This window comes from Nocardia sp. NPDC050697, from assembly GCF_040654395.1.
Lineage (GTDB): Bacteria > Actinomycetota > Actinomycetes > Mycobacteriales > Mycobacteriaceae > Nocardia.
The window spans coordinates 244960-259232 of the sequence record NZ_JBFAHY010000005.1 but is presented as its reverse complement, the minus strand read 5'-3'; the positions used below and the strand labels follow the sequence as shown (position 1 = coordinate 259232).

The window sequence follows — 14273 nt, the reverse complement described above, 5'->3', positions numbered from 1 at the left end:
TCCTATTCCGCGACGGAGATCGCGCGCTCGGGGCAGGAGTGCGCGGCCTCGCGCACCTGCTCCGCCTGATCACCCGGGACCTGCTCGGCCACCGGCGTGGAGTGGCCGTCGATATCACTGAGCTCGAACGACTGCGGGGCGATCATGGCGCACAGTGTGTGCCCCTGGCAGCGATCCTGATCGACCTGGACCTTCATGGTTTTCCCTCTCAGATGTGGTAGTCGTACCACTTCAGGTAGCCGCCCGCGTCCACGCGCAGCTGCGTACCGGTGATGAACCGTGCCTCCTCGGAGGCAAGGAAGAGCACGGCGTCGCTGATGTCCCCCGGCTCGACGTAGGGGATCGGCATGGCCTGCTGGACGCCGAAGGCGGGCTCGGCGTCGGCGCGGGTCGGGTGCTCCAGATCGGGGCGGAACGAGCGGTACATGGGCTCGCTCTGCAGCATCGGGGTGTTGCAGTTGGTCGGGTGGATGACATTGGCGCGGATGTTCTGCACCGAGATGTGCAGCGCCAGCTGGTGCACGTACTGCGCCAGCCCGCGCTTGGCCACCACGTAGGCGATGCCGCCAGGGTCCTTGCCCGGCTGGTCCACCTTGCCGATGTCCATGAGCGCCGCCACCGAGCCGGTGGCGATGATCGAGGCGCCCGCCTTCAGGTGCGGCAGCGCCGCCTGGATGGTGTTGATGACGCCGATCAGATTGGTGTCGATCACATCCGACCAGGCCTGCCACTGCGGCTGGCCCTTCATCCCGGCGATCCCGGCCTGGGCCACCACGATGTCCAGGCTGCCGAACTCCTCGACGGCCCGCGCGGTCAGCTCGCGCAGCCGCGGCGCGTCGCGCACGTCGGCCTGCTCGGCGATGATCCGGCGGCCGGTCTTCTCCACCAGCCGCGCGGTCTCGTCCAGATCCTCGCGCGTGGCCAGCGGGTAGCCGATGGTGTCGATGTCGTGGCAGATGTCGACGGCGACGATGTCGGCGCCCTCCTCCGCCAGCCGGACGGCGTGGCTGCGGCCCTGGCCGCGGGCCGCACCGGTGACGAAGGCGACCTTGCCCTCTACACGTCCCACGGGAATTCCTCTCGCTCGATACTGCTCAGGTGTTCCGGCCGCCGTTGACCCCGAGGATCTGGCCGGTGATGTAGCCGGCCTCCTCGGAGATCAGGAAGGCACAGGCCGCGGCGATGTCCGCCGGGGTACCGATGCGGCGCACCGGGGTTCGCTTGATGTGGTCCTCGACGGTGCCGCCGAGGCGCCCGCCGTCCTCGTTCTTGCGCAGCATGGGAGTGTCGATGAAGCCCGGCGGCACCGCGTTCACGGTGATCCCGGAGGGCCCCAGTTCCAGGGCCAGCGCCTTGGTGAGCCCGTTGACCGCCGACTTGGCCGCCACGTAGTGCGTCATGAAGGGCTGGCCCGAGTGCGTGCTGGAGGAGGAGATATTGACGATCCGGCCCCAGCGCTCGTCCAGCATGTCCGGCAGCACCGCCTGCACGCAGTGGAAGACGCCGTGCAGGTTCACGTCGACGACGCGCTGCCAGGCCTCGAAGGTGAGGTTCTTGAACTTCTCGAACCCCTCCAGCCCGGCCGAGTTCACCAGCACGGTGACCGGCCCCAGCTCGGCGCGGATGCTGGTCAGCGCCTCGGCGATCTCCTCCGGCTTGGTGACATCGGCCCGGAAGCCGAGCTTGTCGTCCTCGGCGGGGGCGAGATCGAGGGTGGCGACCCGATAGCCGTCGCCGCGCAGCCGCTCCGCGATACCGAGCCCGATGCCCGAGGCGCCTCCGGTGACCACAGCGGTTCTCACGCGCGACCCCCGGGTGTAGTGTGCGACACAAGAATCTCCTTTTCGGATGTGAGAACGGTACTCTCGCCCTGTCCGTTTTCGCAAGGTGGGCAAGCATCTCGATTGCCGATAGTTGCCACGGCCCGCTGCGCTGAATGTATCATTCTCGAGAAGTGAGAATGTGATTTCCAGTAGCGAGGAGACGGGATGTCTACGCAGGAACAGGCGGTCGCGGTGGCGCGCCGGCTGCTGATCGATGGGCAGCTGGTCGAGACCGGGCGGACACTCGCCTCGCTCGACCCGGCCACCGGCGAGATCTACGGGTACGCGCCCGAGGCCGGGGTGGCCGAGGTGGACGCGGCGGTCGCCGCGGCCAGGCGCGCCTTCGACGGCACCGACTGGGCCACCAACCCGGAGTTCCGGGCGCGCTGCCTGGACCAGCTGTACACCGCGCTGCGGGAGAACGTCGAGGAGCTGCGCGCGCTGACCATCGCCGAGGTGGGCGCGACCAAGGCGCTCACGCACGCGAACCAGCTGGAGACGCCGATCGAGATCGTGCGCTACTACGCCGACCTGCTGAAGACCTACGACTTCACCGAGGACCTCGGCAATGTCGAGATCCGCGGCCAGCAGCACCACCGCTGGGTGGAGAAGGAGGCGGCGGGCGTGGTCGCCGCCATCGCGGCCTACAACTACCCGCACCAGCTGGCCTTCGCCAAGCTCGCGCCGGCGCTGGCCGCCGGCTGCACCGTCGTGCTCAAGGGCGCCCCGGACACCCCGCTGGCCACCCTGGCGATCGGCGAGATCATCGCGAACCACACCGATATCCCCGCGGGTGTGGTGAATGTCCTGGCCTCCTCCGATGTCGAGGTCGGCAAGCGGATGACCACGCACCCGGACGTGGACGTGGTCACCTTCACCGGCTCCACCCCGGTCGGGCGGCAGATCATGGCCGCGGCCAGCGGCACGCTCAAGAAGGTCTTCCTCGAGCTCGGCGGCAAGTCCGCGGCGATCGTGCTGGACGACGCCGACTACACCAAGGCCGCCGTGTTCGCGGCGTTCAGCATCGTCACGCACGCGGGCCAGGGCTGCGCGCTCACCACCCGGCTGCTGGTGCCGCGCAAGGACCACGACCAGGTGGCGCAGCTGGTGGCGGCGAACTTCGCGCACGTCAAGCACGGCGACCCGAACGATCCGGCGACCTACATGGGCCCGCTGATCAGCGAGCAGCAGCGGGAGAAGGTGGACGGGCTGGTCCGGCGCGCGGTCGAGGCCGGGGCCACCCTGGTGACCGGCGGCAAGAAGCTGGATCCCGGTTTCTTCTACGCGCCGACGCTGCTGGCGAATGTCGACCCGGACAGCGAGATCGCGCAGGAGGAGGTGTTCGGCCCGGTGCTCGCGCTCATCCCGTACGACGACGATGACGACGCGGTGCGGATCGCCAACAACTCCATCTACGGCCTTTCCGGCGGCGTCTTCAGCGCCGACTCCGAGCGGGCCAAGGCGATCGCGCGGCGCGTCCGCACCGGCACCTTCAGCATCAACGGCGGCAACTACTTCTCCCCGGACGCGCCGTTCGGCGGGTACAAGCAGTCCGGCATCGGCCGTGAGATGGGCCGGGTCGGGCTGGAGGAGTTCCTGCAGCTCAAGACGCTCGCCGAGGTGCTCCCGTGAGCGGGCCGCTGGCAGGGATCAAGGTGCTCGAGGTCGCCATGTACGGCTTCGTGCCCTCGGCCGGTGCGGTGCTCTCGGACTGGGGCGCCGACGTGGTGAAGGTGGAGCACGCGGTCTCCGGCGACCCGCAGCGCGGGCTGCGCCGGGTGGGCGCCTTCACCGTCGAGGGCGACCCGAATCCCAATGTGGAGCATGCCAATCGGGGAAAGCGCAGCATCGGGATCGATATGTCGGTGGCCGAGGGGCGCGAGGTGATCCTGGAGCTGGCCAAGGGCGCGGATGTGTTCCTGACCAGCTTCCTGCCCTCGGCGCGCAGCAAGTTCGGCATCGACATCGACGACATCCGGGCGGTGAACCCGTCCATCGTCTACGCCAGGGGCAGCGCGCTCGGCCCGCGCGGCACCGAGTCGGTGCGCGGCGGGTACGACATGACCGCCTTCTGGTGCCGCGGCGGCGTCGCCGCCACCATCACCCCGCCGGACACCGACGGCATGATCCAGCCGCCGGGACCGGCCTTCGGCGACACCATCTCCGGCACCAACCTGGCCGGCGGTATCGCCGCGGCGCTGCTCAAGCGGGAGCGCACCGGGGAGACCTCGGTGGTCGACGTCTCACTGCTCGGCAGCGGGCTCTGGGCGCTCGGCCACACCATCGCGCTCTCCGCGCACGGCAAGCAGCCCATGGTGGCGCCGAAGCCGGGCACGCACGGCGCGCCGACCAATCCGCTCTCCGGGCTCTACGCCACCGCGGACGGCCGGTTCCTCTCCTTCGTCATGCTGCAGCCCGCGAAGTTCTGGGCCGACGTGGTGCGCCACATCGACCGCCCCGAGCTCGCCGACGACCCGCGCTTCGCGGACGCCGCCGCGATCGCGGAGAACACCGCCGCCGGCGTCGCCATCCTGCGCGAGGCCATCGGCGCGCGCTCGCTGGCCGAGTGGACCGAGCGCTTCGCCACCCTGGCCGGGCCCTGGGCGCCGGTGCAGGATTCGCAGCAGCTGCTCTCGGACGGCCAGATCCGGGCCAACGAGTACGTGCTGCCCGCGGGCGAGCTGCAGCTGGTCTCCAGCCCGGTGCAGTTCGACGTGGCCGCGCCGGAGCTGCGGCCGGGGCCGGAGTTCGCGGCCCAGACCGAGGAGGTCCTGCTCGAGCTCGGCTTCGACTGGGACCGCATCATCGCGCTGAAGACCGCGGGCGCGGTCTCCTGACGCCCGAGAGGAGTTGATCATGCCGCACGTCGCGTCGATGGGGACGTACCTGCCGTGCTGGGGGGATCGACACAACCGTGTCACGGGGGACGACGAGGACGCCGTGACGCTCGCCGTCGAGGCCGGGCGCGCCTTGCTCGCCGGCGGCGAGCCGGTCGAGCGGGTGGTGCTGGTCAGCCGCGAGCTGCCGCTGGTCGGCAGCAGCAATGCCGCGGTCCTGCTGGCCGGGCTCGGGCTCGACCCGGAGCTCGAGGTGATCGAGCGGCTCGGCGGCGCCCCCGCCACGCTGGACGCGCTCAGCTCGGCCCGCCCGCGCACCCTGGTGATCGGCGTCGACCTGGAACCCGCGGGCGCGGCGGCGGCCTGGCTCTCCGATCGGGACGGTGCGCAGGTGCGGACGACGGCGCGGGTCTCCCGCAGCCTGCCGGTGCGCACCCGCAACGCCACCGGCGTGCACGACTACGGCGACCCCCGGCTGCTGCGCGAGCGCGGCCTCGCCGCCTCGCTCTCCGCGGCCTGGCTGGACACCCCGGTCGCGGTGGCCGGGGTGGACCACAAGCAGGCCACCGCGCTCTGCCAGACCCCGCCGCCGCAGGTGCCGACGCTCGGCGCCTCCTCGGCGCTCTTCGCGCTCGCCACCATGGTGGAGTGGGACGCCGCCGGGCTGCTGGTCGGGGTGGAGCAGGCCAGCCTCTCCGGCATGACCGTGGTGCCGGGCCCGGTCGCGCTGCGCCGGGTGGAGCCGCCGGCCCGCCCGCCCTCCGACGGCACCTTCGAACCCGGCGCCGACCTGCCCATCTCGCTCGCCGCCTACGACCGCGCCTTCGAGGCCAAGGTGCGCTGGGAGGCGGGCAGCCACCCGGGCAGCGACCGGCTGGACTTCCCGCCGCGCTACCGGCTCGGCCCCGACGGCACGCTCGCCACCGACTACACCCTGGTCCCGCTGCCGCGCACCGGAACCGTGTACGCGGAGACCACCGTCCGCATGCCGGTGCCCGGGCTCAAGAGCCCGTACTCGCTGGTCATCGTGGAGCTCGACGGGGTCGGGGTGCGCGCGCTCGCCAAGGTCACCGGCGCTGACGCGGGCACCGCCGCCATCGGGGTGCGCGGCCGGATGGTGCTGCGCCGGGTCGCGGAGCGCTCCGGCGTGCCGGACTACGGGTACGCCTTCGAACCCGAAACGGAGAACTCATGAGAAGGGTCGCGGTCGTCGGCGCCGGCATGACGCCGTTCGCCGAGCACTACGCGCTCGGTATCCAGGATCTGCTGCCCATGGCCTTCGCCGAGTGCGCCGCCTCGGTGGACAAGGGCGTGCGGCTCGGCGATATCCAGGCCGCCTGGTTCGGAGCGCTGCGCACCACCGACGGCTTCCCGGCCGGGCTGCTCGCCGACGCGCTCGACGCCCCCGACCTGCCGGTCACGCACATCGAGAACTCCTGCGCCACCGGCAACGACGCGGTGCGCAACGCGCTCTACGCCATCGCCTCCGGCGCGGTGGACGTGGCGCTGGTTATCGGCGCGGACAAGCTGCGCGAGACCGCCGAGAAGGACATGCTGCGCGAGTGGGAGTCCATGACGCGGCACCGCTCCTGGGATTACCAGCTCGGGCTCTTCGCCCCCGCCGGGTTCGCGCTGCACGTCAACCGGTACCTGTACGAATCGCCCGCCACCCGCGAGCACCTCGCCATGGTCGCGGTGAAGAACCACCGGCACGGCGCCACGAACCCGAAGGCGCGGCTGCGCTTCGAGATCAGCGTGGAGCAGGCGCTGGCGGCGCCGATCGTCGCCGAGCCGTTCGGCGTCTACGACTGCGTGCCGCAGAGCGACGGTGCCGCCGCGCTCATCCTCGCCGCCGAGGACGTGGTCGACCGCTACACCGACAACCCCGTCTGGGTGCGCGGGGTCGGGCTCGGGCTGGACACCGTCATGCACCAGCACCGCGCCGATCTCACCACCTTCCAGGCCACGGTGCGCGCCGCGCGCCGCGCCTTCGACATGGCTGGGCTCGCGCCGTCGGACGTCGACGTCGCCGAGGTGCACGACTACTTCACCGGGATCGAGCTCATGAGCTACGAGGATCTCGGCTTCGCGGAGCGGTTCGAGGGGTACAAGCTGGTCGAGGCCGGGGTCACCGCGGTCGGCGGTTCTCTGCCGGTGAATCCGAGCGGTGGGTTGAAGTGCAAGGGGCACCCGCCGGGCGCAACCGGTGTCGCGCAGTGCGTCGAGCTCTTCGAGCAGCTGCGCGGGAGCGCCGTGAACCAGGTCGACGGGGCGCGCATCGGGCTGGCGCACAACCTCGGTGGTCCCACCGCGGTAGCCGCGGTGACGATCCTCGAGGGTCCGGGTCAGTAGCCGCGGTCACGATCCTCGAGGGGCCGGGGCGGTAGTCGCAGTGACGATCCCCGAGGGGTTGGGGCGGTGGTGGCGGTGACAATCCCCGAGGGGTCGGCCGTAGTCGTCGGCGCGATCCCCGAAGGCCGGGACGGTAGTCGGATGCGGCGGGCGCGAGCTTCGACCGGCGACGCTTCGTAAGCCACGGCACGCCCGTCGTCCGGCCTGGCCGGTCCTCCACCACGGCGCGTCGCCGAGCACGCCCGGCGGCGTCGGCCGGGCTGCGGCCCCGGCCGTAGGCCGGAAATACCCCCCACACGCGAGGAGCCCGGCACCGTCAGGTGCCGGGCTCCTCGCGGTCGATCAGAGTTCCTCCCAGACGGTGAGCCGCGTCCGCGCGGGATCACCGGCATCCGTCACCGCCATCCGCCCATCCTTGGCCCGCGCCCCGAGCTCCGCCAGCACGACGGCCGGATCACCCTCGAGGGTGAAGACCGAGAGGTACCGCCCCTCGTCCGGGCCACCGCGCACGAGCCGGTGCCGTTCGGCCGCGACCACCCCGGGGATGGCGAGCATCTCCGGGATGTGCACCTCGGTGTACCAGCGGTTGTACTCCTCGTCGCGCCCCTCCTTGGGCGTGGCGAACACCATCAGCCGAGCGGGCACCGCGTCACCCGGCCTGGGCGGCGTAGGCGGCGGCGTACGCGGCGCGCGAGGTGGTCGAGATGTCCACGTCGGTGGCGGTGGCGCGGAGCGCGCCCACGCTCGCCCGCTCACGCGGAATGTGCTGGAACGGATCCCAATCGAAGTGCCTGCAGGCATTCTCCCAGGTGATCTTGTTGATATCGGCGTCCGACGCCCCCGCCGCGTCCAGCTCCTCCAGCACGAACTCCGGAGCGTTCGGCCAGATGGAATCCGAGTGCGGGTAATCGCACTCCCAGGCGATATTGTCGATCCCGATGTCGTGCCGCGACTTCAGCGCGGTCCGATCGGTGACGTAGCAGGCCAGCACATGCTCCCGGAAGACCTCGCTCGGCATTTTGCCGCCGAAGTCCCGGCGCAGCCAGCGCTGGTTGGTGTAGTGCCGGTCGGAGCGGTCCAGGAAGAACGGGATCCAGCCGACGCCGCCCTCGGAGAGCGCCACCTTGAGCTTCGGGAACTTCCGGAAGGCGGGGCCCCAGAGCAGATCCTGCGCGGCGATGAGCGAGATGCTCGGCGCCAGCACCATGAGGTTGTCGATCGGGGCGTCCGGCGCCAGCCGCAGCACGCCGAAGCCCTGCCCGATGTGCAGGTTCATCACGGTCTCGTTGTCCTGCAGCGCGTGGAAGACCGGCGCCCAGTAGTCGATGTCGTGGTAGCTGGGCAGGCCGTCGATGTGCGGCAGCTCGGGCATGGTCACCGAGTGGCAGCCGCGGCTCGCCAGCCGCTCGATCTCGGCCACCGCCAGCTTCGGATCCCACATGGGCAGGATGCCGATCGGGATGAAGCGGCCCGGGTAGGCGCCGGCCCAGTCGTCGATGTGCCAGTTGTTGTAGGCCTCGATCATGGCGACGGTGATCTCGTCCTGGCCGCCGCGGCTCAGGTGGCCCGCGCTGAACCCGGTGAAGGTGGGGAAGCACATGGAGGCGAGCACGCCGTTGACGTCCATGTCGCGGATGCGGGCGTGCACGTCGTAGACGGCGGGGCGCATCTCGGCGTAGCCGGCCGGGTCCCGGCCCCACTCCTCGGCCGGCCAGGTGACCACCGCGTTCAGCCCCGCGACGCCGGTCGGGCGGTCGCGGTAGATCCACTGGTCGATGCCCTTCTCGTTGGGGACGACCTTCGGGGCGTACTCCGCCCACTTGCGCGGAACGTGGTTGTCGAACATGTCGAGCGGCTCGACCACATGGTCGTCGATGCTCACCAGAATCAGGTCGTCGGGTTTCACGGGACTCCTCGCTCTGTCGTGGACTGTGCCGAGATGGTCGATCTTCCCCTAGGAGAACGGCACTCTCACACCTGGCTCGAGGATACCGCAGGGAAAACGCCGGGTCGATGGTCCGGTGCTCGGGGAGGCCCTTGTTCTGCTGCGGAAGCAGGATTATCCTGTGTGGAGAATGTAATTCTCATGAGGAGGTCGGCATGACCGCACCGGCGACCGTCGTCTGGGAGCTCGCGCCGCGCTACCCCCGCTCCGGGCCGTATCGGCTGCCGCCGCCGGGCGCGCCGCGCGCGCTCGACACCGCCGAATGCCGCGGTCTGCTCGACGAATTCGCGCGGCTCGGGGTGGTCACCGTCGAGGTGGCGGGCGGGGAGCCCACCGGGCGCGCCGACTTCCCCGAGCTAGCCGGGTACGCGAGTGCGCGCGGGCTCGACCTCGCCTTCCACACCGACGGCACCGGGCTCACCCCCGCGCTGGCCAGGCAGCTCGCCGGCGACCACCGGCTCACCGCGCGGATCGCGCTGGCCGCGCCCACCGAGGCGGCCGACGATGCCGTGCGCGGGCCCGGCGCCTACCGGGCGAGTGTGCGGGCCATGGAGGTGCTCGCCTCCGCCGGGGGGTACGAGTTCGAGGTCGCGGTGCCGCTCACCCGGCACAGCGCCGAGCGGTTGGACGCGCTGCTCGCCGTCGCCGGGATCTTCGGCGCCCGGCTGCGCCTCACCGGCGATCGGCCGCGCGAAGCGGCGCCGGACGCGGCGCAGCGCCGGGCCGTCGCGGCCTGGGCCGCCGAGCACCGCGATCGGGTGCGCTTCGGCGTGCACCCCACCGGGGATCTCGCCGAGGACTGCGGCGCGGGCCGCGACATCTGCCTGGTCGACGCCGTCGGCGACGTCTACGCCTGCCCGGTCGCACGCGGGGTCCGCCCGCACGGAAACGTCCGCGAAGCAGGTGGTTTCGCCGCGGTGGCGCTCGGGCTGGCGCCCGCCGTCTGCCCGGCCGCCCCCGCCGTCGCCCGCCCGGCCTGACGGCTCGGGGGTGGGGGAGTGAGCGATTTCGACGCCGTGCAGGCGGTCGCGGAGGCCGTGGCGCGCGGCGCGGGACGGGAGGCCGCGGGGCCGGTGGCGTTCGGCGAACCCCGCCGGTACACGGCCGACCAGGTGGCGGAGGTCGCCGGCATTCCGTCCGACCGGGCGCGCCGGTTCCTGCGCGCCCTCGGCTACCCGGCGGTGGACGACGGCAAGCCCGATTTCGCCCCGTCGGATGTCCGCCTGCTGCGGCTGCTCACCGGCTACGTCGACGAGGGGATGGTCGACGAGGCCGAGGCGCTGCACCTGACCGGTGTGCTGGCCAGGGCCATCGCGCAGCTGGCCCGGTTGCAGGTGGAGATCGTGGCCGGGCAGATGCAGCGCGCCCCGGAGACCGTGGACACCGTCTCCGCGCTGGCCGAGCGGATGCCGGAGGTGCAGTGGCTGCTCGGCCAGCTCTGGCGGCGCCGCCTGGAGGACGCGCTGCATGTGCTGGATCCGGCGGCCGACCCGCCCGCGGGGCGGGACAGCGGGGTCGGGTTCGCCGATGTCGTCGGCTTCACCGAGCTCAGCCGGGATCGCCGGGCCGGTGACCTGGTCCGGGTGGTGGCGCGGTTCGAGCACCGCTCGATCGACGTGGTGGCCGCGGCGGGCGGCAGCGTGGTGAAGCTGCTCGGTGACGAGATCCTGTTCACCGCCGACACCCCCGCCGCGCTCGCCGAGATCGGCACCGGGCTGATCCGCGCCTTCGCCGCCGACCCGGATATCCCCGGGCTGCGCGTCGGCGCCGCCTGGGGTCCGGTCATCCGCCAGCTCGGCGATGTCTTCGGCACCACGGTGAACCTGGCCAGCCGCCTCACCGCGCTCGCCGAACCGGACACGGTCCTCGTCGACCCCGCCCTGGCCGAGGCGCTGGGGGAAACCCCCGAATTCCGGCTCACCGCAGGCGATCCCGCCGACATCCGCGGGATCGGCCTGCTCACGCCGGTGCGCTTGGAGCCGGCAACACCCGGCCGCTGACCCGAACGTGCTCCGTGCGGCGGGCCGCGCGCCGCTCATCGCGCGCCCGGCCCCGCACTCCATCAGCTCAGGTAGCGCACCAGATGCTGGGCGACGCAGGCCGGCTTCTCCGCCCCCTCGGCGGAGATCGTGACGGTCCGCGCCGCCTGCACCCCACCCGCCACCTCGGTCACCGCGGTGAGCGCGACCGTCCCGCGCACCCGGCTCCCCACCGTGACCGGACTGATGAACCGCACCCTGTCCAGCCCGTAGTTGATCGCCATCCGCGCCGACCGCACCCCCATGACCTGCTGGGAGATCGGCGCGAGCAGCGCGAGGGTGAGGAACCCGTGCGCGATGGTGCGCCCGTACGGCCCGGCGGCGGCCCGCTCGGCATCCACGTGGATCCACTGGTGGTCACCGGTCGCCTCGGCGAACCGGTCGATCCGCGCCTGGTCGATCTCGATCCAGTCGCTGCTACCGAGCTCGGTGCCGACGGCGGCGCGGAGCGCGTCGAAGTCCGGGAATTCGATCATGGGGGAAACCCTTCCAGGTCGGGGCGCGAGCACGGCGCCCGGCGCGTGGCCGTGCGGGCGGGCACCGTGCGCGCCCGAGCCGCGGCTGACCCGCCCCCGGCGCACAAGGGGGTGTTCGGAGGAACGCGCCGGGGACGGAACTCAGCGCAGCTGGTCCTTCATCACCTTGCCGGTGGCATTGAGCGGGAGCGCGTCGAGGAACCGCACCGAACGCGGCACCTTGAAGCCGGCCATCCGGTCCCGGCTCCAGCCGATCAGCGCCTCCTCGGTGAGCGGCGCCGATGTCACCACGTACGCCCGCCCGACCTGCCCGAGCCGCTCGTCCGGCACCCCGACCACGGCGGCCTGCGCCACCGCGGGGTGCTCCAGCAGGAACCCCTCGATCTCGGCCGGGTAGGCATTGAACCCGCCGACGATGAACATGTCCTTCTTCCGCCCGACGATCCGCAGCCGCCCCTCCGGGTCCAGCTCGCCGAGGTCACCGGTGTGCAGCCAGCCCTCCGGGTCGATCGCCGCGGCGGTGGCCTCGGGGTCGTCCAGGTACCCCTGCATGACGCTGTAGCCGCGCACCAGCACCTCGCCGTCCCCGGCGATCCGGATCTCGACCCCGTCGCACGGCTGCCCGACGGTGGTGGCGATCTGCTCGAAGGTGTCGCCGGGGCGCGATGCCGTCGCCGTGCCGGCCTCGGTGAGGCCGTACCCGGTCATGATCGACCGGAACGGCAGCTCCTCGCGTACCCGGCGGATGAGCTCCACCGGGATGTCGGCCGCGCCGGTAACGGCGGCCCGCAGCGAGGAGAGGTCGCGGGTGCCCTTCGCCGCGAGCAGCGAGTGGTAGAGCGTCGGCGGGCCGGGCAGCATGGTGACCCGCTCGCGCTCGACCAGGTCGAGCACGGTGTCCACGTCGAAGACCGGCACCGGCAGGATGGTGGCGCCGCGGATGAGCGCCGCCACCAGCCCGGCCTTGAGCCCGAAGGTGTGGAAGAACGGGTTGACGATCAGGTACCTGTCGCCCTCCCGCAGATCCGCCAGGTCGCACCACTCCGCGTAGAGCCGCAGCGTCTGCGCGTGGTTCATGAGCGCGCCCTTGGGGCGGCCGGTGGTGCCGGAGGTGAAGATGATGTCGGCGATATCGGTGCCCGCCACCGGGCGCTGGAACGGCTCGCCGCTGCCGAGGAACTCGGACTTCAGGTCGAGCACCGGCACGTCGGCGGTGTACTCGATGCCCTGGAAACCCTGCTGCACCAGCACCGCCTTGGCCCCGCTGCGCCGGATCACGTCCTGCGCCTCCGCGGCCTTGAACCGGGTGTTCACCGGGACGAGCACGCCGCCCGCGGCCTGCAGCCCGAAGGCGGCGACGATCCACTCGGCCGAGTTGGGCGCCCAGACCGCGGCCCGGTCGCCCTTCTCGATGCCGAAGGCGGCGAAGGCGCCCGCGGCGCGGCGCACCCGCTCCGCGAGCTCGGTGAAGCTCCACCGCAGCTCGCCGTCGACGACCGCCTCGGCGGAGCCGAAGCGGTCGGCGGCGGAGAGCACCATCTGCGGGATCGATTCCCACGTCATGAGATTGCTCAGACCTTGAGCAGCCGGGCCAGGTTGCCGCCCATGATGCCGGCCTGGTGCTCCAGCTTCATGTCCTTGATCTCGTGGATGTAGCGGGCCGGCTCGGCCAGCCCCTCCGGGTGCGGCCAGTCCGAACCGAAGAGCACGTGGTCGGCGCCCATCACGTCGGAGAGCCGGACCAGGTCCTCCTCCCAGAAGGGGGAGACGTAGAGGCTCTGCTTGATGGCCTCGATCGGGTTGCGGAAGCCGAACCCCTCCGGCGCCTTCTTGTACACGTCGGAGAGCTGCTGCAGCAGCGGCTCCAGCCACGCCGAGCCGTTCTCGATGACCGCGATCTTGAGGTCGGGGAAGCGGTTCAGCGCGCCGTGGCAGACCCAGGAGGCCACCGCGTCGGTGACCGGCCGCCACTGGTTGGTCATGGCGAAGGTATTGGTCTGGAAGGGCAGCATCTCCAGGCTGTTGCCCTCCCACTCGGCGTCGTAGCGCGAGTAGCCGCTGTCCGAGGAGTGCATGGTGACCAGCACGTCCAGCTCGACCACGCGCTTCCAGAACGGGTCGAACTCCGGCAGCGCGAACGAGCGCATGCCCTTGTAGCCGGGCACCGGCGCCGGGCGCACCAGGATGGCCTTGGCGCCGTGCTCGACCACGGCCCAGTTCAGCTCGGCGATGGCCCGCTCGACGATGGGCAGCGTGATGACCGGGACGGTGAAGATCCGGTCCGAGTGCACGAAGGCGCCGTCCTGGCCCCAGTCCTCCAGCATCCAGCGGTTCAGCGACTCGACCACCGCGTGGATCAGCTCCGGGTGGTGCCGCATCCGCTCCTCGATCAGGCTGGCCAGGGTCGGGAACATGAGCGCGCGCTGCAGCTGCAGGTCGTCCATGACCTTGAGCCGGGCGATCGGGTCGCGGAAGGCGTCGATCGCCTTCATGGACTTGCCGAAGATCTCCCGGCGGCTCTTGCCCTCGGGGTTCCCGTGCTTGAAGTACTCCTCCATGGCGCCGGGGCGGGCGACGACCTCGAAGGTCGGGTTCGGGATGTACTCGCTGATCTGGCCGAGCACCGCGATCTTGGTACGGCCGTTGATCTCGACGTACTGGATCGCGCCCTCGTACTGCTTCGGCAGATGCCGGGTCAGCGCATCCTTCGTCTCGTAGAGGTGATTGTCCGCGTCGAAGAGCTGATACGGCAGGTCGACCTTGCTCATGAAATCCTCCTTGTCGTCTGGTGAGAATGATAT

The 14273-nt window shown here is 71.4% G+C and carries 14 protein-coding genes; 6 read left to right on the top strand and 8 right to left on the bottom strand.

Features of this window, described 5'->3' with window-relative positions:
• Window positions 1-2 precede the first annotated feature (2 nt).
• From AB0H71_RS19825 to AB0H71_RS19815, 3 genes are read right to left on the bottom strand one after another with little or no spacing between them, the layout of a single operon-like run.
• Window positions 3-197, bottom strand: coding sequence for a ferredoxin (locus tag AB0H71_RS19825; protein ID WP_233017318.1), 195 nt, complete (start codon window positions 195-197; stop codon window positions 3-5).
• Window positions 198-208: 11 nt separating this feature from the next.
• Window positions 209-1069, bottom strand: a complete 861-nt coding sequence (locus AB0H71_RS19820; RefSeq protein WP_357022635.1) for a mycofactocin-coupled SDR family oxidoreductase — start codon at window positions 1067-1069, stop codon at window positions 209-211.
• Window positions 1070-1094: 25 nt separating this feature from the next.
• Window positions 1095-1802, bottom strand: coding sequence for an SDR family NAD(P)-dependent oxidoreductase (locus AB0H71_RS19815; protein ID WP_357022632.1), 708 nt, complete (start codon window positions 1800-1802; stop codon window positions 1095-1097).
• A 186-nt stretch (window positions 1803-1988) separates the two neighbouring features.
• Here AB0H71_RS19815 and AB0H71_RS19810 point away from each other — a divergent pair, with 186 nt between their 5' ends.
• From AB0H71_RS19810 to AB0H71_RS19795, 4 genes are read left to right on the top strand one after another with little or no spacing between them, the layout of a single operon-like run.
• Window positions 1989-3455: an aldehyde dehydrogenase family protein gene (locus AB0H71_RS19810; RefSeq protein WP_357022629.1), complete on the top strand. Its 1467-nt coding sequence runs from the start codon at window positions 1989-1991 to the stop codon at window positions 3453-3455.
• Window positions 3452-4660 (top strand): CoA transferase, encoded by a 1209-nt coding sequence (locus AB0H71_RS19805; protein ID WP_357022626.1) that lies wholly within the window; start codon window positions 3452-3454, stop codon window positions 4658-4660. Before AB0H71_RS19810 ends, AB0H71_RS19805 begins: the two co-directional genes overlap by 4 nt.
• A gap of 19 nt (window positions 4661-4679) precedes the next feature.
• Window positions 4680-5855 carry an OB-fold domain-containing protein gene (locus tag AB0H71_RS19800; RefSeq protein WP_357022623.1) on the top strand — a complete coding sequence of 392 codons (1176 nt, stop codon included), beginning with the start codon at window positions 4680-4682 and terminating at the stop codon, window positions 5853-5855.
• Entirely contained in the window at window positions 5852-7012 is a 1161-nt protein-coding gene (locus AB0H71_RS19795) for a thiolase family protein (protein ID WP_357022620.1), read from the top strand. The genes AB0H71_RS19800 and AB0H71_RS19795 overlap by 4 nt, the downstream gene beginning before the upstream one ends.
• A 342-nt stretch (window positions 7013-7354) precedes the next feature.
• Here AB0H71_RS19795 and AB0H71_RS19790 read toward each other — a convergent pair whose 3' ends face one another.
• On the bottom strand, window positions 7355-7657 hold the full coding sequence (locus AB0H71_RS19790; protein ID WP_357022617.1) for a hypothetical protein: 303 nt from the start codon (window positions 7655-7657) through the stop codon (window positions 7355-7357).
• Window positions 7658-7661: 4 nt separating this feature from the next.
• Window positions 7662-8918 (bottom strand): amidohydrolase family protein, encoded by a 1257-nt coding sequence (locus AB0H71_RS19785; RefSeq protein ID WP_357022614.1) that lies wholly within the window; start codon window positions 8916-8918, stop codon window positions 7662-7664.
• 194 nt (window positions 8919-9112) lie between these two features.
• On the opposite strand from AB0H71_RS19785, the gene AB0H71_RS19780 reads away from it, so the two are divergent.
• Both AB0H71_RS19780 and AB0H71_RS19775 read left to right on the top strand, forming a co-directional pair.
• Window positions 9113-9937: a radical SAM protein gene (locus tag AB0H71_RS19780; RefSeq protein WP_357022611.1), complete on the top strand. Its 825-nt coding sequence runs from the start codon at window positions 9113-9115 to the stop codon at window positions 9935-9937.
• Window positions 9938-9955: 18 nt separating this feature from the next.
• Window positions 9956-10957 carry an adenylate/guanylate cyclase domain-containing protein gene (locus AB0H71_RS19775; protein ID WP_357022609.1) on the top strand — a complete coding sequence of 334 codons (1002 nt, stop codon included), beginning with the start codon at window positions 9956-9958 and terminating at the stop codon, window positions 10955-10957.
• A gap of 62 nt (window positions 10958-11019) precedes the next feature.
• On the opposite strand, the gene AB0H71_RS19770 is transcribed toward AB0H71_RS19775, so the two are convergent.
• The 3 genes from AB0H71_RS19770 to AB0H71_RS19760 all read right to left on the bottom strand — a co-directional run bounded on the left by AB0H71_RS19770 (window position 11020) and on the right by AB0H71_RS19760 (window position 14240).
• Complete coding sequence (locus AB0H71_RS19770) at window positions 11020-11472, bottom strand: MaoC family dehydratase (protein WP_357022606.1); 453 nt, start codon at window positions 11470-11472, stop codon at window positions 11020-11022.
• Window positions 11473-11613: 141 nt separating this feature from the next.
• Entirely contained in the window at window positions 11614-13035 is a 1422-nt protein-coding gene (locus tag AB0H71_RS19765; protein WP_357022603.1) for a FadD3 family acyl-CoA ligase, read from the bottom strand.
• An 8-nt stretch (window positions 13036-13043) separates the two neighbouring features.
• Window positions 13044-14240, bottom strand: coding sequence for an amidohydrolase family protein (locus tag AB0H71_RS19760; protein WP_357022600.1), 1197 nt, complete (start codon window positions 14238-14240; stop codon window positions 13044-13046).
• Between the last annotated feature and the right edge of the window lie 33 nt (window positions 14241-14273).